19 protein-coding genes are annotated in these 18998 nt (G+C 41.9%); 14 read left to right on the plus strand and 5 right to left on the minus strand.

All coding sequences use genetic code 11. The features are described 5' to 3' along the window. Positions 1 to 30: 30 nt before the first annotated feature. The 10 genes from G6R02_RS04020 (at position 31) to G6R02_RS04065 (ending at position 10553) form a co-directional block, all read left to right on the plus strand. Positions 31 to 516 (plus strand): DUF6114 domain-containing protein, encoded by a 486-nt coding sequence (locus G6R02_RS04020; protein ID WP_205520053.1) that lies wholly within the window; start codon positions 31 to 33, stop codon positions 514 to 516. Between the two features lie 40 nt (positions 517 to 556). Further along, positions 557 to 1939 (plus strand): coiled-coil domain-containing protein, encoded by a 1383-nt coding sequence (locus G6R02_RS04025; RefSeq protein WP_164667962.1) that lies wholly within the window; start codon positions 557 to 559, stop codon positions 1937 to 1939. A 537-nt stretch (positions 1940 to 2476) separates the two neighbouring features. After that, positions 2477 to 2821, plus strand: coding sequence for an SCP2 sterol-binding domain-containing protein (locus G6R02_RS04030; protein ID WP_164667963.1), 345 nt, complete (start codon positions 2477 to 2479; stop codon positions 2819 to 2821). A 25-nt stretch (positions 2822 to 2846) separates the two neighbouring features. Further along, positions 2847 to 3989 (plus strand): acyl-CoA dehydrogenase family protein, encoded by a 1143-nt coding sequence (locus tag G6R02_RS04035; RefSeq protein WP_164667964.1) that lies wholly within the window; start codon positions 2847 to 2849, stop codon positions 3987 to 3989. After that, positions 3986 to 5197, plus strand: coding sequence for an acyl-CoA dehydrogenase family protein (locus G6R02_RS04040; protein ID WP_164667965.1), 1212 nt, complete (start codon positions 3986 to 3988; stop codon positions 5195 to 5197). Before G6R02_RS04035 ends, G6R02_RS04040 begins: the two co-directional genes overlap by 4 nt. Before the next feature lie 15 nt (positions 5198 to 5212). After that, positions 5213 to 6004 carry an enoyl-CoA hydratase/isomerase family protein gene (locus G6R02_RS04045; protein ID WP_164667966.1) on the plus strand — a complete coding sequence of 264 codons (792 nt, stop codon included), beginning with the start codon at positions 5213 to 5215 and terminating at the stop codon, positions 6002 to 6004. Positions 6005 to 6031: 27 nt separating this feature from the next. Further along, positions 6032 to 6874: an SDR family NAD(P)-dependent oxidoreductase gene (locus tag G6R02_RS04050; protein WP_164667967.1), complete on the plus strand. Its 843-nt coding sequence runs from the start codon at positions 6032 to 6034 to the stop codon at positions 6872 to 6874. Positions 6875 to 7130: 256 nt separating this feature from the next. Next, positions 7131 to 8273 (plus strand): thiolase family protein, encoded by a 1143-nt coding sequence (locus G6R02_RS04055; RefSeq protein WP_164667968.1) that lies wholly within the window; start codon positions 7131 to 7133, stop codon positions 8271 to 8273. Between the two features lie 18 nt (positions 8274 to 8291). Continuing rightward, positions 8292 to 8642 (plus strand): SCP2 sterol-binding domain-containing protein, encoded by a 351-nt coding sequence (locus tag G6R02_RS04060; protein ID WP_164667969.1) that lies wholly within the window; start codon positions 8292 to 8294, stop codon positions 8640 to 8642. A 66-nt stretch (positions 8643 to 8708) separates the two neighbouring features. Continuing rightward, the gene (locus tag G6R02_RS04065) at positions 8709 to 10553 is read left to right on the plus strand and encodes an AMP-dependent synthetase/ligase (RefSeq protein WP_164667970.1); all 1845 of its coding nucleotides are present in this window, start codon (positions 8709 to 8711) and stop codon (positions 10551 to 10553) included. Between the two features lie 39 nt (positions 10554 to 10592). Here G6R02_RS04065 and G6R02_RS04070 read toward each other — a convergent pair whose 3' ends face one another. Further along, complete coding sequence (locus tag G6R02_RS04070; RefSeq protein ID WP_164667971.1) at positions 10593 to 12104, minus strand: helix-turn-helix transcriptional regulator; 1512 nt, start codon at positions 12102 to 12104, stop codon at positions 10593 to 10595. A 591-nt stretch (positions 12105 to 12695) separates the two neighbouring features. On the opposite strand from G6R02_RS04070, the gene G6R02_RS04075 reads away from it, so the two are divergent. Together G6R02_RS04075 and G6R02_RS04080 are read left to right on the plus strand one after the other, a co-directional pair. Continuing rightward, positions 12696 to 14066, plus strand: a complete 1371-nt coding sequence (locus tag G6R02_RS04075; protein ID WP_164667972.1) for an FAD-binding oxidoreductase — start codon at positions 12696 to 12698, stop codon at positions 14064 to 14066. A gap of 52 nt (positions 14067 to 14118) precedes the next feature. Further along, positions 14119 to 14472, plus strand: a complete 354-nt coding sequence (locus tag G6R02_RS04080; RefSeq protein ID WP_164667973.1) for a DUF4870 domain-containing protein — start codon at positions 14119 to 14121, stop codon at positions 14470 to 14472. 312 nt (positions 14473 to 14784) lie between these two features. Here the strand turns inward: G6R02_RS04080 and G6R02_RS04085 are convergent, their stop codons facing one another. Further along, the gene (locus G6R02_RS04085; protein WP_164667974.1) at positions 14785 to 16812 is read right to left on the minus strand and encodes a helix-turn-helix domain-containing protein; all 2028 of its coding nucleotides are present in this window, start codon (positions 16810 to 16812) and stop codon (positions 14785 to 14787) included. Positions 16813 to 16966: 154 nt separating this feature from the next. Beyond that, positions 16967 to 17164: a DUF2188 domain-containing protein gene (locus G6R02_RS04090; protein WP_164667975.1), complete on the minus strand. Its 198-nt coding sequence runs from the start codon at positions 17162 to 17164 to the stop codon at positions 16967 to 16969. 106 nt (positions 17165 to 17270) lie between these two features. On the opposite strand from G6R02_RS04090, the gene G6R02_RS04095 reads away from it, so the two are divergent. Next, a complete protein-coding gene (locus G6R02_RS04095) occupies positions 17271 to 17582 on the plus strand; it encodes a CHY zinc finger protein (protein WP_164667976.1) in 312 nt (103 codons plus the stop codon). A gap of 80 nt (positions 17583 to 17662) precedes the next feature. Then, on the plus strand, positions 17663 to 17899 hold the full coding sequence (locus G6R02_RS04100; protein WP_164667977.1) for a ferredoxin family protein: 237 nt from the start codon (positions 17663 to 17665) through the stop codon (positions 17897 to 17899). 100 nt (positions 17900 to 17999) lie between these two features. On the opposite strand, the gene G6R02_RS04105 is transcribed toward G6R02_RS04100, so the two are convergent. After that, positions 18000 to 18596 carry a hypothetical protein gene (locus tag G6R02_RS04105; RefSeq protein ID WP_164667978.1) on the minus strand — a complete coding sequence of 199 codons (597 nt, stop codon included), beginning with the start codon at positions 18594 to 18596 and terminating at the stop codon, positions 18000 to 18002. Between the two features lie 78 nt (positions 18597 to 18674). After that, the gene (locus G6R02_RS19905; RefSeq protein WP_205520054.1) at positions 18675 to 18827 is read right to left on the minus strand and encodes a hypothetical protein; all 153 of its coding nucleotides are present in this window, start codon (positions 18825 to 18827) and stop codon (positions 18675 to 18677) included. Positions 18828 to 18998 lie beyond the last annotated feature (171 nt).

Here is an 18998-nt window from a genome sequence, read left to right on the forward strand (position 1 = left end):
AGAATCCTTCAAAAAGGAAGGGGATAACGTATGAACAAAAAGGAACTCAAGGAACAAAAAAAGGAAGAGAAATTGCGGATGAAGCATGAAAAAATAGCGAATGGCGGGAAGTTCAAAAAGTGGCGGAACAATCGTCCTTTTTGGGGTGCGAGCTTAGTTATTTTGGCTGGCTTGCTGATTCTGTATATTCCAATTCAATTGTATGCAATTGCGTTTGTTCCCGGCAGCCTTGTATTTATTGGATTTTTATTTGGCGGATTGATGCTGATCACCGGTGTACTTGGCTATTTGTACCCGAAGTTTTCTACGGTGTTCGGTATTGTAGCAATATTTTTATCTGTTCTTTCAGTCATGGGTGCACTGGGAGGATTCCTGATTGGGACAATTATCGGAATTGCCGGTGGTGCGCTTTTGATTGCATGGGAGAAGCAGGAAGTATTGCTTGAAACCGAAACGGAAACGACAAATGACAATAAAACGATTGAAAAAGGTGAGGTAAGTGCAGCACAGGTGTAAGTACAGGATGATTATAGTTGAAAATTAGGGGAATTTGCGTATGAATAAAAAAACAGCTTTTTTCTGTCTTATTTTTTTAATTGCATATGGACTTTCCTTCTTATCACCGGCCGTTAACAGTGCCTATGCCGAAAGTAATGAAGCGGCTGACGGCAACGGGCATAGTGGCGGCTTTATTGTGAAAACCGAAAAAGTGGAAGGGCAGATGGACCTGGTTGGTGCTCTAATTGGCAAAATCAGCATTAAAGAAGGAACAATTCACGGATTAACTATTACAAAGACACTCGAAACCGGAATGTCAGAAGATCCATTAATGATTAAAATAACATCACCGGGACCTATCAAAGTTCAAAATTTGAAAGCAGGGACAATAAACGGACTCCCTCCCAGTATTGGCGATTTGTGTAAGCCCAGTAAACCGGGATGGATTTGCTTAAAAGATGTCACAATGAAAGTAACCGAACAATCAGCTTCAGAGATTTCGTTACCTGAGGCGAGTGTTCAGGCCTGCTATCAGAGTCAATGCGGCGGACTTCCTGATTATAAGCCGATGACCAAAAAGGAAGTCAAGGATATTTTGAATGAAGAAAAAGCGAAGGAAGACGAAGAACAGTCAGATAATAAGCAACCGGACAAAGAGCAGTTGGGTTCGGAACAACCAGCAAATCTGGACGATATAAAAAATGAACTTCAAAAAGATAAGGAAAATCTTGATAAAGCAAAAGATATCCTAGATGAGGCATCGGATGTTTATGAAAAAATAAAAAACGGCAATCCGACTGAAGAACTGAAAAAACTGACCGATAAAATAAACGATTTACTTGAGGATAACGTGATTGATGGAACGACAGACAAGTTGAAGGAATTGGTTGCAAAACTAAAAGAACTGGAAAAGGAAGCAACATCGTTTGGGACCATTTCGGAAACATTCACTAAACTAACAGATGAAGCTGATAGACTTGTTCAGGATCTTCAGAACAGCATAAACACAACAAAAGAACAGCTGAATAACTTAAATGATTCAAATAAGGAGAACGAAGATAAATCAGTTGTTGATTCACTGAAACAGCGTGCTGATCAAATATTGAATAAAACTGAGGCAGTCAAAGATAAGGTATCCAATTTAACGAAGAAAAAAGGCAGTTTACAAAATAAAACGGAATCAATCAATAAGAAACTGAACAAATTGAAGTCAACAATTTCAGAAGCTGAAACATCCGGGGAAGGAAATCAATCCGAAGACAGCTCGGACGGTTCATCGAATGATAACAATAATGAGAAAGATTCCGGTTCCGGATCAACTGATGACGGTAATACAAATGATGGTAACACAGGTGATAATAATAACGATGACTCAGAAGATGACGAATCGTCAATCCTTGGTGATCTTATCGATGGAATCCTTGGAGGACTTTTAGGATAAAGATGGTTATATGTAATGGGAACAGTGGTCTGATTTTATAAAATCGGCCACTGTTTTGGTTTAAAGGTGGTTACTGGCATATACTTTCATAATACCGAGAGAGGCTGGGACAAAGTGTTTTTATCAAAAGAAAAATCCAAACTATCTGGAAAATGGTGCATAAAAACTGCTCCGGAAATATACTTCGCGCACCTTAGGGCGGCTGCTGAGCCCTCCTCGTGCTCGTCGTGTTGGTAGTGAATTCAATGAAGCGGAACTCCTCGCAGAAAAGATCGCTATCGCACTCAGTGGTGTCAACTACTAGGCCTTTCCTCCCGCAGGAGTCTACGTATATTTCCTTCACTAATTTCAATGCTTGTCTTTTGTGTTACCCGATTCGTTTTATCCCAACCTTTTTTAAAATTCTATCGTGCATATAATGTTCGTATACCATTATAAATAATCATTAAATACCCGACATATTAAGGAATATATTTTGATGCAGTTAAAAATTATTCTGTATGTATACGGTTTTAAATTTTGTAAGGAGGATGCAAAATGGCAAATTTACGCGAGACTTTTCAGGAAATTGACTCAGCTGTAAGCGACGATCCAAGTAAGGCGCAGGGAACAGAGGCGGTTTATCTGTTTAATCTGGACGGTGATGAGTCCGGTACGTATCATATCGTTTTCAATGGTGATAAAAGTTATGCTGCAGAAGGAGAAGCAGATAACGCCGACTGCACATTATTTATGGATAGTAACGATTTTATGAAAATGGTCGATGGAGAGTTAAATGGGACGCAAGCATTTATGAGCGGACGTCTGAAAATTAAAGGGAATATGGGACTCGCTATAAAATTACAAAGCATTTTGGCTTCGTATAATAAGGCAAGAAAGTAATAATCGTGGAAGAGGAGGAGCCTATGTGATTTCATTTCGTCCGACAGATGAAGAGATTTCTTTTACACAAGTCGCTAAAAACATCGCAAAAGCTCGTGTTCGTCCACTGGCTCGTAATTGCGAAGAAAATCGGGAAGTCGATCAATCGCTAATCAATGAATTAGCGGAACTGGGATTTCTATCACTCGAATTACCCGAGGATTGGGAAGGCTTAGAGCTGCCTATGATAACGCAGGTCCAATTAGAACAGGCACTGAGCTATGGTGACCTTGGCATTGTGCAAGGATTACCGGGGGCTGGTGATATTGCCTCACTCATACGTTTACTGCCGGAAAGTCAGGTTTTAATTGCCGATAAGGCAAGATTGACAAATAAGGGAACTACAGCGTTTGTAGATATGGTCAACACTGAAGAACCATGGAACAGTCAGCTGACTATTCATGAGAATGACGATGGCTATTATATAAAGGGAAGTTCGCAGCCGGTACGATTGGCTGCGAATGCCGAATATGTGGCCGTTGCTGCTAAGGATTCACAGGGTAAAAGCGTTATCCTCTGGTTGAATGACTCTAATGATTGGTTGGTTGAGCAAGGGGATTATCGCTTAGGTCTGCTTGCCGCAGGAATTGGTCGTTTTTCTTTTAACAGAGTGGAACTTCCTAGAAGCCGCGTGCTGGCAGAAGGGAAATCTGCTGATGAATTATTACAAAAGGTTCTCACAAGGACTCGCATTTTACATGCAGCAAAGGAAGTGGGCTTAATGGAAGCTGCGCTTGATTATGCAACGGAATATACCGCGGAAAGAAAGGCGTTTGGCCGGGAAATCGCCAAGTTTCAAGGGGTGTCGTTTCGAATAGCTTCGATGGCAATGGAAACAAGGGTTGCACAGCACCTTGTCCGGGAAGCGGCAGTCAAAGCAGATGAACAGAATGAGTTGGCGGAAGGGTTGGCTTTACGGGCATTGAATCGTGCACACCGGTCTGTCCGCTATGTAACGGATTCTGCCGTACAACTGCTTGGCGGGCATGGTTTCGTGCAGGAGTTTCCGGCTGAAAAATGGATGCGCGATGCCCAGGCACAGGTCTCCCTGTATGGAAGGGAAAAAGATTTGCTTGCGCATCGCGGTGCCCAACTGATTGCCGGTGAACAAGAGGTGACTGTTCCATGATCAGTTTTGAATTATCCGAGCAGCAGAAACAAATTAAGGAAATGACGCACTGGTTTGCGGAAAATGAAATCCGCCCGATTGCCATGGAAGCTGACAAATTGGAAAAGGTGCCTGATGAATGGCTTGATAATGTTAACAAAATGGGGATTCATTTGAATACATCATCGTTCAGCGGAGGCAGCAGTAAAAAAACATCCGGAAAAAAATCCAAAAAGGAACGTGAAGGCAATCGTATGGGTGTTCTTGCATCCGAGGAGATGGCGTGGGGAGATCCGGCTGTTACCCTATCACTGCCTGGTGCCGGACTGGGTGGTCCTCCCGTGGAAAGCAGTGGCACACCTGAGCAGAAGGAGCGCTTCTTGTCGATTTTTACAAAAGATGAACCAAGATGGGGTGCATATGCATTAACAGAACCTGACGCTGGTTCAGATGCATCAGGTATACGTACGACTGCAACAAAAGTGGATGGCGGGTACGTGCTGAACGGGCAGAAAATATTCATTACCAATGGAGGACGCGCTTCATGGGTTGTTGTGTTTGCAACGGTTGATGCATCACTCGGCCGTACCGGGCAGCGTGCTTTCGTTGTTGAAAAAGGGACGCCGGGATTCGGTTGTACCCGTCTTGCGAAAAAAATGGGTCTGCGTGCAAATGAAACTGCGGAATTATTACTGGAGGATTGTTTTGTTCCTCAGGAAAACTTACTTGGCGGCGAAGAACTGTATGAAATAAGTGGATCGAAACCATCCGGATTTCAGGTCGCCATGAAGACATTTGACAGTACACGTCCAATTGTGGCTGCTATGGCAATAGGGATAGCGCGTGCCGCTTATGAATATACACTTGATATTGTGCAGCGGGACTATCCAAAGCAGGGAGGTTATTTTCACCTTGCATCTCAGATTTTGGCGGAAATGGAACAGGATATAGCAGGAGCCCGATTATTGACATGGGAAGCTGCATGGAAAGCTGATCTAGGTTTGACGAATGCAAAAGAAGCTGCGATGTGTAAGGCATATGCCGGGAAAATGTCCCTTGATGTCTGTTCAAAATGTCTGGAACTTCTCGGTCCAATCGGATTGGATGGTCATATCGTAGAAAAATTATATCGTGATGTAAAAGTGTTCGATATCTTTGAAGGAACCAATGAAGTACAGCATCTTGTTATCGCCCGTCGCCAATACGCACCATATGAGATAAGAGTTTAATAGAGGAGGGTTATCGTGACCTATCAAACAATCAAAATCGATAAACGTAACAAAGGCGTGGCTTGGATTACGGTTGATAATCCACCGGCTAATGCGATTGGGGAAGAATTGATGCAGGAGTTGGAGGCTGCGGCAGACGAACTGACACAGGAAGATTCCGTTCGTGTGGTCGTCATTGCATCCAATCATCCGAAAATATTCCTGGCCGGCGCTGATTTAAAAGGTATGAATCAAAATAGCGGTGACCACCAGGACGAGGAAAATATGATTGCCATGCAAAGCGCCAGAATGCAGGCATGTTTTCAACGGTTTGCGGAAATGCCAAAGCCGGTCATAGCTGCTATTAATGGTCATGCACTGGGAGGCGGCTGCGAACTGGCAATGGCGTGTGATTTTCGGATAATGGGAAAAGGGCGCATCGGACTGACGGAATTATCGCTTGGTCTGATACCGGGAGCAGGTGGTACCCAGCGGATGACACGTCTTTTGGGGCGTGCTAAGGCAACTGAACTTATTTTTACTGCTAAGCAGATGGAAGCTAGAGAGGCGGAGAAGATTGGTCTTGTCAATAAGGCAGTCGACTCCGAAAAGTTGAAAACGGATACAACAGCATTTGCCGAACAATTGGCAGGTGGTGCCGTCCATTCAATGGGACTCGCAAAACGTGCTATTAATGTGGCAGAAGGCTCGGTTCAACAAGGACTCGAGGTTGAAGCAAATGCGTTCAGCGAAACGTTTTTAACGGATGAACCAAGTATCGGGCTTGCTGCATTTTTCCAAAAAGAAAAACCGCAGTTCAATCAATAGTAGACTTTAATGAAAGGTAGGATTCATATGTCTTCATGGGATAACATGCTCGACGGAAAAGTGGCTGTTGTAACAGGTGCTTCACGAGGGCTGGGGCTTGCGGATGCACTTGCTTTGGCAGAAGCCGGTGCTGATGTTGTTATAACCGATATTCTGATCGAGTCGGATGAACAAAATGAACAGGAAGCGGAGCGGTTTGGTCCGATTGCACAAGTGATGCAGAGCACGAATGTCATGTATGCGGATCAGACAGCCCGGGAAATCCAGGCGATGGGCCGGCAGTCGTTTGCCATTAAAATGGATGTCACCAATCGTGAACAAGCAAAGGATGTTTTTGCAAAAGTAAAAGAGGAGTTCGGCAGGATTGATATTCTTGTCAATAATGCCGGGACATTGGACCATGTATCGCAAATCGAAAATCAGAACGATGACTTTTGGGAGCGAGATGTTAATGTTAACCTGACCGGAGCATATAATTGTACGAAAGCAGTTTGGCCGTATATGAAAGAACAGGAGTACGGACGGATTATTACTATGTCGTCTGTTGCAGGTACGCTCGGCGGGTTTGGCCAGGCGAGCTATTCCGCTACTAAAGGAGGTCTCCTCAGTTTTACGAAAAGCATGGCGCTTGAAGGAGCCAGACACGGCATTAATGTCAATGCGATTGTACCCGGCATCGTCGGAACAGAAGCATTTAATTTGGGAAATGCGAAAATGAATGAGCGGATGATTAATCGGACGGCATTCAAGAAACCGGGGGAACCGGAAGATATAGCCAATGCGATTACGTTCCTGGTTTCGGATAAAGCGAAGTATATAACCGGTGTCGGTTTAAATGTTTCCGGCGGGATTGAACTGTTCACGTTTTGAAAAAATGCTCTAATCTAGTTTTTGATGTAGATTGCGGCGCAGCTGTATACGAGTGTTGAATGTCGAATTGTAAGTGCTCTCTCAAATGTAGATACTAAGCTTGAAATCAACGTGAGGAACGCTTTCTTGACAAAGATGGTGCCGATTTAGACTAAAAATCATCGAGAGAAGCACTGTCTCGATGAAGAAGAATGGGAAATGAAAATATTCAATCTGCGGGGAATGAAAGTCTTAATACGTAAAGGAGGGTAGGTAGATGAGAGAAGCAGTAATTGTGGATGCATTAAGAACTGCAGTTGGCCGTAAAAAAGGAACATTTTCCAAAACACATCCGGTCGATATGCTTGTTCCGGTATTGAAGGTGTTGACCAGCAGAAATGCAGTGGACCCGGGGGAAGTGGACGATGTCGTAACCGGATGTGTCACCATGACTGATGAACAAGGCGGAAATATCGGGCGCATGGCAGTGCTTGCAGCCGGTTTTCCTGTTGAGGTTCCTGCATTTTCCCTGAACCGGATGTGCGGATCAAGTCAGCAGGCGATACACAATGCCGCACAAACGATATTGGCTGGTGATGCGGATATCGCCATTGCCTGTGGGGTTGAAAACATGACCCGCGTACCGATGGGGAGTGATATGGGAGGTTTCAGCAATGACTTGATCAATCGTTACAATATTGTCCCACAGGGGTTTTCAGCAGAGATGATTGCCAATAAATGGGGATTATCACGTGAAGAATTGGATACATTTTCAATGGAAAGTCACCGCCGTGCGGCAGCAGCAACTGATCAAGGGTATTTTGACCGTGAAATCTTACCGATTGATGTTGAAACGAAAAGTGGAAAAGAATCATTTCGGTATGATGAGGGGATTCGACGGGATACGTCAATGGAAAAACTGGCTGATTTGACTCCGTCTTTTCAGCCTGATGATGGTGTTGTGACTGCAGGAAATTCAAGCCAGGTCAGTGATGGCGCTGCGGGATTGTTGCTCATGTCCAAAGAAAAGGCAACGGAGTCAGGTGTAAAACCACGGGCAAGAATTATCGCACGCACAGTTGTCGGGGATGACCCGGTAATGATGCTGACAGGTGTCATACCAGCTACACGTAAAGCGTTGAAAAAGGCGGGATTAACACTTGAGCAGATGGATGCGATTGAAATAAATGAAGCCTTTGCTTCCGTTGTGAAGGCGTGGGAAAAGGAACTCGAACCAGACATGGCTAAAGTGAATATCCGGGGTGGGGCGATTGCGTTGGGCCATCCGCTTGGCGCAAGCGGCGCCAAGCTTGCAACAACCTTACTTCATACGCTGGAAGACGAAGGTGGGAGGTACGGTCTGCAAGTCATGTGTATTGGTTTTGGCATGGCAACGGCGACCATTATAGAACGATTGTAAATAAAAGGAGGACTTTTTATGGCAGCAAATACAATGCCGAGTACTGAGGAAGTATTTGAAATGATTGATGCAGCAATAAAATCCGACCCATCAGTAACAACAGGAAAAGAAGGTGTTTATCAATTCTATCTGCAGGGAGATGATGGTGGAACATACCAGATGATCATTGACGATGATGGACCTCGAACTGTGAAAGGTGAAGAAAAGGATGCACAGGTAACACTGACGATTGATCACAATGATTTGAGGGATATGGTTGCTGGAACATTAAACCCTACAGCAGCATTTATGGGAGGGAAACTGAAGATTACAGGCAACATGGGTCTCGCATTAAAGCTGCAGACAGTCCTGAATTCTTTTTCATTTTAGGGATAATTTTTGCCGGTAAGTGGACGGTAACGGGAACATGGAGATTGACGGAAATGGGGGAAACGCATGAAACCTGATAATTTGGTGGATATGCTTGATCGGACGGTGAAGCAATATCCACAAAAGACTGCGTTGATGTGGAAAGAAGAAGGTACCTATCATGAGATGACGTATGGAGATTTATGGAATCATATTTATCATGCTGCGTCTGGACTTGTTCAGCTCGGCATTAAGGAAAATGACAAAGTTGCTATTTTGTCCAACAGCAACCCCATGTGGGCAATTACGGATTTTGCTCTTGCAAGTATTGGGGCAGTGAGCGTACCTATTTACCCAACATTACCGCCTGAGCAGGTAAATTTTATCCTGAAAAATGCCGAGGTAAAAACAGCCGTTGTTGAAAATAATGAACAGCGTCAGAAAGCAGTTGCAGGGGATGCAGAAATTGACCATATTATTACGATGTATCCAAGTGATTCTCCATTAGATAATGAATTGGCATTCTTTGAACTGGAAGAAAACGGTGAAATGAATAAACTGCCAGACTGGGAAGAAACGTGGCGAAACATTACCCGGGATCACCTGGGTACGATTATCCATACATCGGGAACTACGGGAAAACCTAAAGGGGTAATGCTCACCCATGGAAATTTTTTGGCTAATATCGAAGGAGTACAATTTTGGCTGATTGAATTATTACCGGAGGATCTGTCACTATCATACTTGCCGTTATCACATGTGTTTGAGCGAATGGCCGGTCATTATATGCCTTTGTCGGTGGGAACGACAATAGCTTATGCGGAGAGTATCGATACGATTCAGGAAAATCTGACAGAAGTTCGTCCGACCGTTTTAACGAGTGTTCCAAGATTGTTTGAAAAAGTATATGCAAAAGTGCGTGAGGAAATCGATGGTGGTTCACCTACTAAGCGAAAAATCTTTAATTGGGCAGTTTCGGTCGGGCTGGAGCGCTATGACCGTTACATTAATTCACCGGTAGATCAGTTGATTATGCAGCATGCCATGCCAAAAAAACTGCAAAGGAAATGGAAGGTTGCTGACCGTCTCGTATTCCAAAAAGTTAAGAAAAAACTTGGCGGCAGGTTGCGTGGTATGGTTTCCGGTGGAGGGACGTTGAATCCGGAACTTGCCAGGTTCTTCTGGGCACTGAACTTACCAATTTTAGAAGGGTACGGATTGACTGAAACCTCCCCGGTAATTACAACAAACCCGATAGTCCGCGCTAAGGCAGGAACTGTTGGAAAAGTATTACCTAACCTGGACGTCCGGATTGCCGAAGATGGGGAAGTACTGGTAAGAGGATTAAGTGTAATGAAGGGGTATTACAACGACCCGGAAGCAACTGAGAAAGAATTTGACGGTGATTGGTTTTATACCGGTGATATCGGTGAACTCGATCAGGATAACTACTTAAAAATAATTGATCGTAAAAAACGTATCCTGGTTCTATCAACCGGAAAGAATGTCGCGCCGCAATTAATTGAAAATGCTATCAATGAAAGCAACTTTATCGAACAATCTCTGGTTGTCGGTGATAATCAAAAATATATTATTAGTCTTGTGAACCCGGACTTCGAAAATTTACTGCCATGGGCCAAAAAAAATGACATACGCTCTGATTCGTTTGTAGAAATTTGCCGTCACAAAAAAGTGAAAGACTTAATTCAAAACGAAGTGGAAAGCCATACGAACTCTTTTTCTGATTATGAAAAACCGAAAAAGATCGTAATTATTGGAGACGAGTGGACGGTTGAAACTGGTGAGTTAACACCTAAATTATCAATGCGTGTAAATGTGATTGAAAATAAATATAGACGGGTGATCGAAAAAATATATGCAGCAGATAATTCCAATTCCAAAAATGAAAAGAAGTTATTGGTGAAAAACTGAATGGGAAAGGAACAAGAATGCATACTCCAATCCCAATTCTTAAATTAATCCTTCACGAATTGCTCGTGCAACGGCTTCAGTACGATTTTTCGATTCCATCTTTTGCATTATTGCAGATACGTAATCCCGAACAGTATATTCACTTAAATAAAGGTCACTTGCTGCTTCATTTGTTGATGCTCCTTCAGCCATTAACTTCAGTACCTCGATTTCACGGGGAGAAAGGTGTAATGTTTCTTGTTTTGGTTGGTCATCGTGTCGCCCATTTTGATATTTGGCCAGAATTTCTCCGGCACTTTGACCAAACTTAATAAGTGCAGAAAATGTTTCCTGAGCCACTTTGAAATATCTTCCTGGACCCTGATCTAGGATAGCCGCACCCAAAAGTTTACTGGAGGATGATATAAAAATGGGAGCAACCACAACAGACCGTAAATTGAATTGTTGAACATAAATATCAGGAAATCCGAAAGAGGCATCCTTCATATAAATCGGCTGTAAATAATTCACATTTTCCCCAAATAGTTGAAGGATTTTCAGGTTATTTTGGATCAACGGAAGATTATTAACGTCTTCAGTAATATTTTGAATTGCTTCGTTATCAAGACGGTGACCAAACAAACCAAATCCCATCTGCTCATTAATAGAATATGAAAATAGTGCACAGCGGTCGAATGGCAAATAATTAACAAATCCCGCTGTTATATTTTCCACTGCTTCATCGTATGTTTGCGCCCGCATAATCTTTTCGTTAAACATGATGACAGAATCCTTCCACTTGTGTTCCTGCTTCGATACGTTTAATGTGTCTTTTCCATTTCGAAATATTTCCAGTGCATACGTTATAAACGGCATAACATGGGAGGTATCCTGATGGTTTACACAAACTAATAATGTACTATCTTCATAGGGAATCGGAAGAACGTTGGATTTCTTTCTATTTATCTCTGTCATTTGATTCAGCAGCAGTTCAGATAAGGAATAAATGGTATCCGCTTTTAAAGCATCACTCCCCAATAATAAGTCCTGATTCATGTTATTAAACCATTTTTCAACGATATAGGATTGATCTTTTTTAATGGCAATAGCTGTCCATTCAATAGGCAATTGGTTAGATGAAACGAGACTTTTCAAAAAGGAATCAATTGCAAAATATTGCGTATATGGCTGTGTCAGCAAGTCTTCGCCAATTGCTGAAAATAAATATTGCACGGCCTGGTGATCCTGAAATGAAAGCTTTTCCCTTGCCTGAATTACTTTGTGAACTGCATTTTCCAATAGTGTAAGGATGAACGGATTGGTTTGAATTGACTTGGAATGAAAAGACAAGCTTACATTTGATTTTTCTGGTTCATCAATTTCCTGATAAAAGAATTGTCCGGAAAAATAGTGAATCGTTTCTTCCGTATTTTTTGCCGACTTTTCCCCTGTTTGTTGCAGGTATGAAAGAACTTTTTCCCATTCCTGTAAAATGGGCTGCTGATGTGTTCTGACTATTTTAAGTCCATTTTGAAATAGCGTATTCATATGGTGATTAACTTGAGAGGACATCCTATTTTCCCCTTCCTTAAACTTTATCCTTCAAATGAACAAGACTTCTCTATTACGTATAATTTCAACAAAAAGCATGTAAATCCTTTTTATTGCTGAGAATTTAGGGTTTTTTGCAGAATTGCTTTGTTTAATATATTTATTTTGGTCAATTGAATATTATGAAATGGCTGTTTTTACATAGAGTATTGCCATATGACCCGCAGGCCGTATACACTTCGCTTTCACACCTCCGGGTACCAAGGCGACATCTGCTCAAAAAGTACGTTTTCGCAGTGTCTTCTTAGCCGGGGGCGGCTGGTGAGCCCTCTCCGTGCCAAGGCACTCCGTGGTCTCACCGATGCCTTAGCTCCCCCAGGAGTCTACGTGTATACGGCCTGCTAGGTGTGCTTAAATATTTTTCAAAAACAACAATTTTTTAGAAAACTGCCTTATGTAAAGGCTTATCGAATACTCCTTACGTGGATAGGAAGGTGCTTTTAATCTTTTTGAACCAATAAAATGTATACTCAAGTATACATTACATAACCATTATCTCCTGGATATAATAGTTGTGAAGATTCTTACTATTGATCGCGGAGGTAATGGTGAATGGCGAAGAAGGTTCAAACGGAAAAAAGCGGTTATATTATTTTGCCCACCCATGAACGCTACAATGAGAAAAGGAAGGTTTGGAACAGGTTACATGACAGGTATCCGGCTGCTATCTTTGAATGTTTGTCGGAGAAAGATGTCATGTCAGCAGTTCACTATGCAAAAGAACAGCAGCTGGAAGTTTCGGTTCGTGGCGGCGGCCATCATTTGGCAGGAACCGCTGTTTGCGATAATGGCGTCATGATTGATTTGTCCGGGATGAACAGTGTTTTCGTAGATGAGGAACGCCAGGTTGCAGTAGTGGAAGCAGGTGCAACACTAGCTGATATCGATGCGGAAACACAAAAGTTCGGTTTGGCTGTTCCAACAGGTACGGTATCAGAAACAGGGATTGCTGGATTGGCACTTGGCGGTGGGCTTGGTTATTTACGGGGAAAATACGGGTTGACGTGCGACAACATTATTTCAGCAAGAATGGTAACCCCAAATGGAAAGCTGATTAAGGTTAGCAGTGAAGATAATGCTGATCTGTTTTGGGCTATTCGTGGCGGCGGGGGAAATTTTGGTGTGATAACCGCTTTTGAATTCCAATTGTATCCTGTAGGTCCAAACGTTCAGGCAATTGATGTGATGTATGACTATAAGGATGCCGGAGAAATCTTTCGGAAGCTGAAAGTGTACATGGAAAGTGCCCCTGATGATATTTCTGTCAACACAGCAATTATGCAATTGCCTCCAGCGCCGTTTGTACCGGAAAGTATGCATTTCAAGCGAGTAGTAGTCGTTTCCGGAATGTATTCCGGTGATTTGACTGCTCAAGCTGAACAAACAATCAACAAGCCATTGCAGGAACTGGCGACACCGTTAATGGATAACACGGGAATGATGCCATATGCCGAGCTTCAGAAAAAACTTGATCCAATGGTGCCGGCTGGTGCAGAAATCGTGGGAACATCACTCTATTTCAATGAATTGGATGAAAACGTGCTTAACATTGTTTTTGATAGTATTGAACATTCACCACTTCCGATGGTAATGGCCCAATTCTGGTTGCTTAACGGTAAAATGAATCGTGTTTCACCTGACGATACCGCATTTGCCGTACGGGATGCCGGATGCCTTCTGCTTATGGATGGTGAAGCAATAGGGGGAGATGCAACCCGAAGTCAGGAGTGGATGGATTCACTATATAAAAAATTACTGCCATATTCGTATCAGAAAGCTTCCTATCTTAATGGAGCTGCGCTTGATGAAGAAATTACCAGGAACACGTATGCGGATAACTACAATAAGCTTGCTTCAATAAAGCGTGATGTTGATCCGGATAACATGTTCTGCCACAACCATAATATCAGACCAAAGGAATAATCTGGTATACCATAGTATGAATTTTTTCCAATTAATTAGAGGAGGTGTTCATATGACAGAAGAAGTAAAAGTGGATGGTACAACAGAAGCGGTACAGGAGGAGTCTGCTGATGTAAAAAACAATAAAGGGATGGCAATTTTAGCCTACATTATATTTTTCATTCCGCTGATTACCGCCAAGGAATCTGAATTTGCCATGTACCACGCAAATCAGGGGCTCGTTTTGTTCCTGTTTGGGGTCAGTGTAAGTATCGTCGGGACGATTGTGCCGATTATCGGATGGTTGCTCATTTTACCACTGGGTATGCTTTGCTGGTTTGTATTTTTGGTACTGGGGATTATTAATGCTTCCAATGGAAAGCAAAAGCCGTTGCCGATGATTGGGAAAGTCAGCATTTTAAAATAAGAAACACGAGGCTGGGACAAAAGTGTTTTATCAAAAGAAAATCCGAACTAACTGGAAAGCGGTGCTTATAACCGCTCCGGAAATATACTTCGCTTTTACACCTCCGGGTACCAAGGCGACATCTGCTCAAAAAGTACTTTTTCGCAGTGTCTTCTTAGCCGCGGGTGGCTGTTGAGCCTCCTTGCGCTACCGCGCTGCGGAGTCTCACCTAGACCTTTCCTCCCGCAGGAGTCTACGTATATTTCCTACGCTAAGTTTCGCATATGTTCGTCTTTTGTAATACACATTTTTGTTATGTCCCAGCCTCTTACCCTAAGAAATGATCTCCATTATACGCTTAATCAGTTGTGTTCTGTTCTTAACGTTTACTTTTTTAAAAATCCGTGTGATATGTTTCTTTACGGTTATTTCAGCAACATATAACTCATTGGCAATCGCCGCATTGCCTTTGTCTTCCAGGATTAATTTTACAATTTCTGTTTCTCTGTTTGTAAGGGAGAATGTAGCTGCTACGATTTCCATTTCATTTTGTACGGAATTGCCAGCTGTCAGTTGTTTTAAATAGTCAGCCAGTTTTGATCCGCGAACATCCAGAATATACGTGATGGATGGATAATTCTCACCATAGTCGAAATGGGTTGCTTCCGGAATACTATCAAATCCGAAGTTTTTCAGCAGGTCCTGAAAAAATGGCAATGGTGTTGATACGACTATTCGTCCGCCTGTCAGCAGTAATGGGAAGAGATTGTAAAGCATATATGAACGAGCAGCTGTATCTGAAGCGTCTGTGTAATCAAGAAACCGGATGAACCAGCCGGCATTTTCGTTTTCCGGGACAGCATATTCTTTATAATCCTGTTTATTCAACCTGCTGAAATAGGCACGGGAAACAGGCTCCCGGGCAAGAAAATCCAATGTATTTTTATTTATCGGTACAATGATTGAAAGTCCTAAGGTATTATCTTCCTTATTCTTTAATAAATGTGCACCTTTATAATTGATTTTTTTAACATAATCAGCGTCAATTAGTTCCATCTCTCTTTGGTTATGCTCAAGTGATGCATGAAAAAGATAGGACTCATTTGTTTCTCTATTGTAAAATTGTGCTTCACTGGCATCGAAATTATTTTTCCGATTTTCAAAAAAACGGTTTACTTCATGAAAGTTGTAGTCTGCGATTGGTTCCAGATACATGGAATCATCAAGCTTCTCCTGAAAAAACACACTCCGGATAAACTCATCACCCAAATGGTAAAAAAACGCTGCAGCATCCTCGGGTGAACGATTTGTGATTGTTCGTTTGTAATAATATGCTGCACTGCGTCTGCTGAATTGTTCGAATCTCTCCGGATGACGTAATTTTAGACCCATTTGAATGGCGTCACGGATCAAATCATGCATCGCCCAGCCATTTTTAACGGGTTTTACGAATGATAAAGATGTAAGTGCATTAAATGTTTTACTATCTATTTCCTGTTTCAGCACTGCAGACAGACTTGACTGGTCAAAGCTGAAGAAAAGGGAAGCAGCTTCGATAATCAGGTGCAATTCTTCATTTTTTACTTCACTTAACCAACGGTGTGTAAGCTCCACCAGAATATGTGGTGATTGTTCGTTTACAGATCCAATCGAAATTTTTTCATCAGTCAATGCTGCTAATGTCAGTGTCAACGGATGCCCGTCGGTGAACTTCCACATTGCCTTTACAATACGGTTGTTATCGACTCCATAATAATCAAGGAAATCCCTAGTCTGAGCCAAGGTAAATTCTTTCAGCTCAATTTCTTTCGTTATGCTGCGCCAGGCAGGTGACTCGACCCATTCACCTGAAAGAGGATGGCGGCCAGCCGTAATAACGAAAACCGTCGATGGTAAATTTCGCACGAAGACTTGCCGGAACCACCGATCCAGGGCATCCATATGTTCATATGAATCGATCGCTATAATAATTTGGCGATCGGTTGCTAATTCGTTTAAGGTGTACAGGAATTTTCGCAATGTGTAGTTTTCAAAAGGCAAATTGATGTGGGTGTATGTTTCTATTAAGGTGAGCGTGTGATCTATAAACCCTTCAGGTGTTTGTGGAAAGTCCCGACTATCCATTTTAAGGATGAGAATTCCTTCTTCCGCGGAAATGCGGGCATATTCATTCAGTAAATACGTTTTGCCAACTCCCCCGGTTCCATAAATATGGAGGACCTTTACTTCATTATTTGTGAAATGCAACCACTTATGAAAATAGGCAAGTTCATCCGCTCTTCCGATAAAAAAATCCCGTTCAATCGACTGTATAAAACTGTCCATACTTTTACTGGCGGTCGTATGTTTGTTTGCTTCCAAGTCAAAAAACACCTCCCTCCCATAAAAAAATTATGAATTATCCAACTATTATAAATATATAGAGATTCCCATTATGTGTCAATGGTGTTTTGGGAATATTAGACTATGTGTATTGACATAAAGAAATCCCAAAAACCACTTTTTGGGATTTTGGTTAAAATCGCTTTTCTTCAATAATGTTGTGTTTCTTGTCCAAAATGGAAAGTTTGCTTGGGCTGTTTTCTTTTGCCATTTCATTGGCTTTTTCAATAGCATCATCTTTTGCACTGAACTCTGCCTCGGGAGCAACGTCCTCCAGTTTTACAATCCAGGCCGATGCATCCTGATTTGGTGCTACACTGAAATTTTTCATATGCTGAAAACTCTCCTTACCTAGTAGTGTACTTTTCTGTTCCCGGCGATTTTGCCAGTAAAACATGACGGGTGCTATACTGGTTTATAAAGAGGGGTTTTTTTTCATGAAAATAAAAGGTGCAATTGATAATGAAACCCGTTGTGAGCACTATCATGATAAGAATGATAGAATCGCGATAAAGTTCTACTGTTGCGGGGAGTATTATCCGTGCTACCATTGCCATAAACAATACGGTTGCAGTGATACGAAGGTGTGGCCGCGGGAAGAATTTGATCAGCATGCTGTCCTGTGCGGCAGCTGTAATACCGAGCTTACGATAAATGAATATTTGGGCAGTAGGAATAGATGTCCTTCCTGTGGGAGCAGTTTTAATCCAGGATGTTCGCTGCATTATCATTTATATTTTGAAACTTAATTGGGTACAAGCTGTTTACTTGCCATATTAGTATCGTGTATCATTTAATAGTAGTAAGTTTATGAAGGAGGGGACGGTAGTTGGCTTTTGTAATATTGGACCCATGTCGCAATGAAAAGTCAGGTGAATGTGTCACAGTTTGTCCGGTTGATTGCATTGAAGAAGGACCGGAACAATTTTACATAGATCCGGATGTTTGTATAGATTGTGGTGCATGTAAAGCAGTATGCCCAGTCGATGCGATTGTGGAAGAATATGATTTAGAACCTGAGCAGGAAACCTATCTGGAACAGGCAGAAGCGTTTTTTGCGAAGTAGCCATATATAGTTAAAACCCTTGTACATTATTCATTCGTGGATGATGTACGAGGGTTTTTTAGGATAGGAATTTCTTTTTTTGTGTGGAAATAGTTGAAGTTCAATTAGAGTATTGAAATTTTAAATGAGCAATTTCGCGTTCATTTTGGATCGTTTTATTCCAAATGTGGTCCTGGTCAGCCCGAAAAATTTTAAACTCGTTCATAATTTCATGGTGGCGTTTGTCACTAATATTTCTGGAGTCAACTATATCTTCTTTGATGGATTTCAGTTCATGTCTAAAAGAAGTCTGTTCCTGTTTTATGCTGGAAATATCCTGTTTCATTTCGGATTGTTCCTGTTTTATGCTGGAAATATTCTGTTTCATTTCGGACTGTTCCTGTTTTATGCTGGAAATATCCTGTTTCATTTCGGACTGTTCCTGTTTTATGCTGGAAATATCCTGTTTTATTTCGGACTGTTCCTGTTTTATGCTGGAAATATCCTGTTTCATTTCGGACTGTTCTTGTTTTATACTGGAAATATTCTGTTTCATTTCAGACTGCTCCTGTTTCATGCTGGAAATATCCTGTTTCATCTCGGATTGTTCTTGTTTCACACCGGAAATCTCTTCTTTCATTTCTGCACGCATGCCGCCAACCATTGAAATTAATTGTGAAAGCATGTCCTCAATATGATCTAAGCGCTGTTTTTCCATTTGTTTCACCTCCTTAAAAATATTATATCCACAATCTGACTAAATTGCTAGATTAAAAAGAAAAAGAAGCGGAAATAATTAGTTGGATTGATTGTCCGCTTCATTTACCTCTTCAGCTAGTTTGCTGGCAATCCAACGTTTTGCAGTAGTTTCATCAATTTCATAGATTTTACCCGCACGAAGCAGGTCACCATGGTAGGCAGTTTGTACGTTCATTTTCACTTTCAGCATGTTGGATGCTCCTTTAAAAATGGTTTCTTTTTGATTATATCATAAAAGAATTTTGCTGAATGCCGATGTTCACAGTGAAAATGTCGAAGTTAACGGGAAAACTGTCGAAGTTCACAATTTGTTTGTCCGAAGTTCACATTTGAAATGTCGAAGTTCAAAAATTGGACGCAA

The organism is Virgibacillus doumboii, from assembly GCF_902806455.1.
GTDB lineage: Bacteria > Bacillota > Bacilli > Bacillales > Amphibacillaceae > Lentibacillus > Lentibacillus doumboii.

Excerpts from the sequence above, each read along its gene's own strand:
- G6R02_RS04105 (WP_164667978.1), bottom strand. The coding sequence starts at position 18,596 with ATGGAAAAACAGCGCTTAGATCATATTGAGGACATGCTTTCACAATTA.
- G6R02_RS19905 (WP_205520054.1), bottom strand. The coding sequence starts at position 18,827 with ATGCTGAAAGTGAAAATGAACGTACAAACTGCCTACCATGGTGACCTG.
- G6R02_RS04065 (WP_164667970.1), top strand. The coding sequence starts at position 8,709 with ATGAAACCTGATAATTTGGTGGATATGCTTGATCGGACGGTGAAGCAA.
- G6R02_RS04025 (WP_164667962.1), top strand. The coding sequence starts at position 557 with ATGAATAAAAAAACAGCTTTTTTCTGTCTTATTTTTTTAATTGCATAT.
- G6R02_RS04095 (WP_164667976.1), top strand. The coding sequence starts at position 17,271 with ATGAAAATAAAAGGTGCAATTGATAATGAAACCCGTTGTGAGCACTAT.
- G6R02_RS04070 (WP_164667971.1), bottom strand. The coding sequence starts at position 12,104 with ATGTCCTCTCAAGTTAATCACCATATGAATACGCTATTTCAAAATGGA.
- G6R02_RS04040 (WP_164667965.1), top strand. The coding sequence starts at position 3,986 with ATGATCAGTTTTGAATTATCCGAGCAGCAGAAACAAATTAAGGAAATG.
- G6R02_RS04030 (WP_164667963.1), top strand. The coding sequence starts at position 2,477 with ATGGCAAATTTACGCGAGACTTTTCAGGAAATTGACTCAGCTGTAAGC.
- G6R02_RS04075 (WP_164667972.1), top strand. The coding sequence starts at position 12,696 with ATGGCGAAGAAGGTTCAAACGGAAAAAAGCGGTTATATTATTTTGCCC.
- G6R02_RS04080 (WP_164667973.1), top strand. The coding sequence starts at position 14,119 with ATGACAGAAGAAGTAAAAGTGGATGGTACAACAGAAGCGGTACAGGAG.
- G6R02_RS04020 (WP_205520053.1), top strand. The coding sequence starts at position 31 with ATGAACAAAAAGGAACTCAAGGAACAAAAAAAGGAAGAGAAATTGCGG.
- G6R02_RS04055 (WP_164667968.1), top strand. The coding sequence starts at position 7,131 with ATGAGAGAAGCAGTAATTGTGGATGCATTAAGAACTGCAGTTGGCCGT.
- G6R02_RS04050 (WP_164667967.1), top strand. The coding sequence starts at position 6,032 with ATGTCTTCATGGGATAACATGCTCGACGGAAAAGTGGCTGTTGTAACA.
- G6R02_RS04060 (WP_164667969.1), top strand. The coding sequence starts at position 8,292 with ATGGCAGCAAATACAATGCCGAGTACTGAGGAAGTATTTGAAATGATT.
- G6R02_RS04090 (WP_164667975.1), bottom strand. The coding sequence starts at position 17,164 with ATGAAAAATTTCAGTGTAGCACCAAATCAGGATGCATCGGCCTGGATT.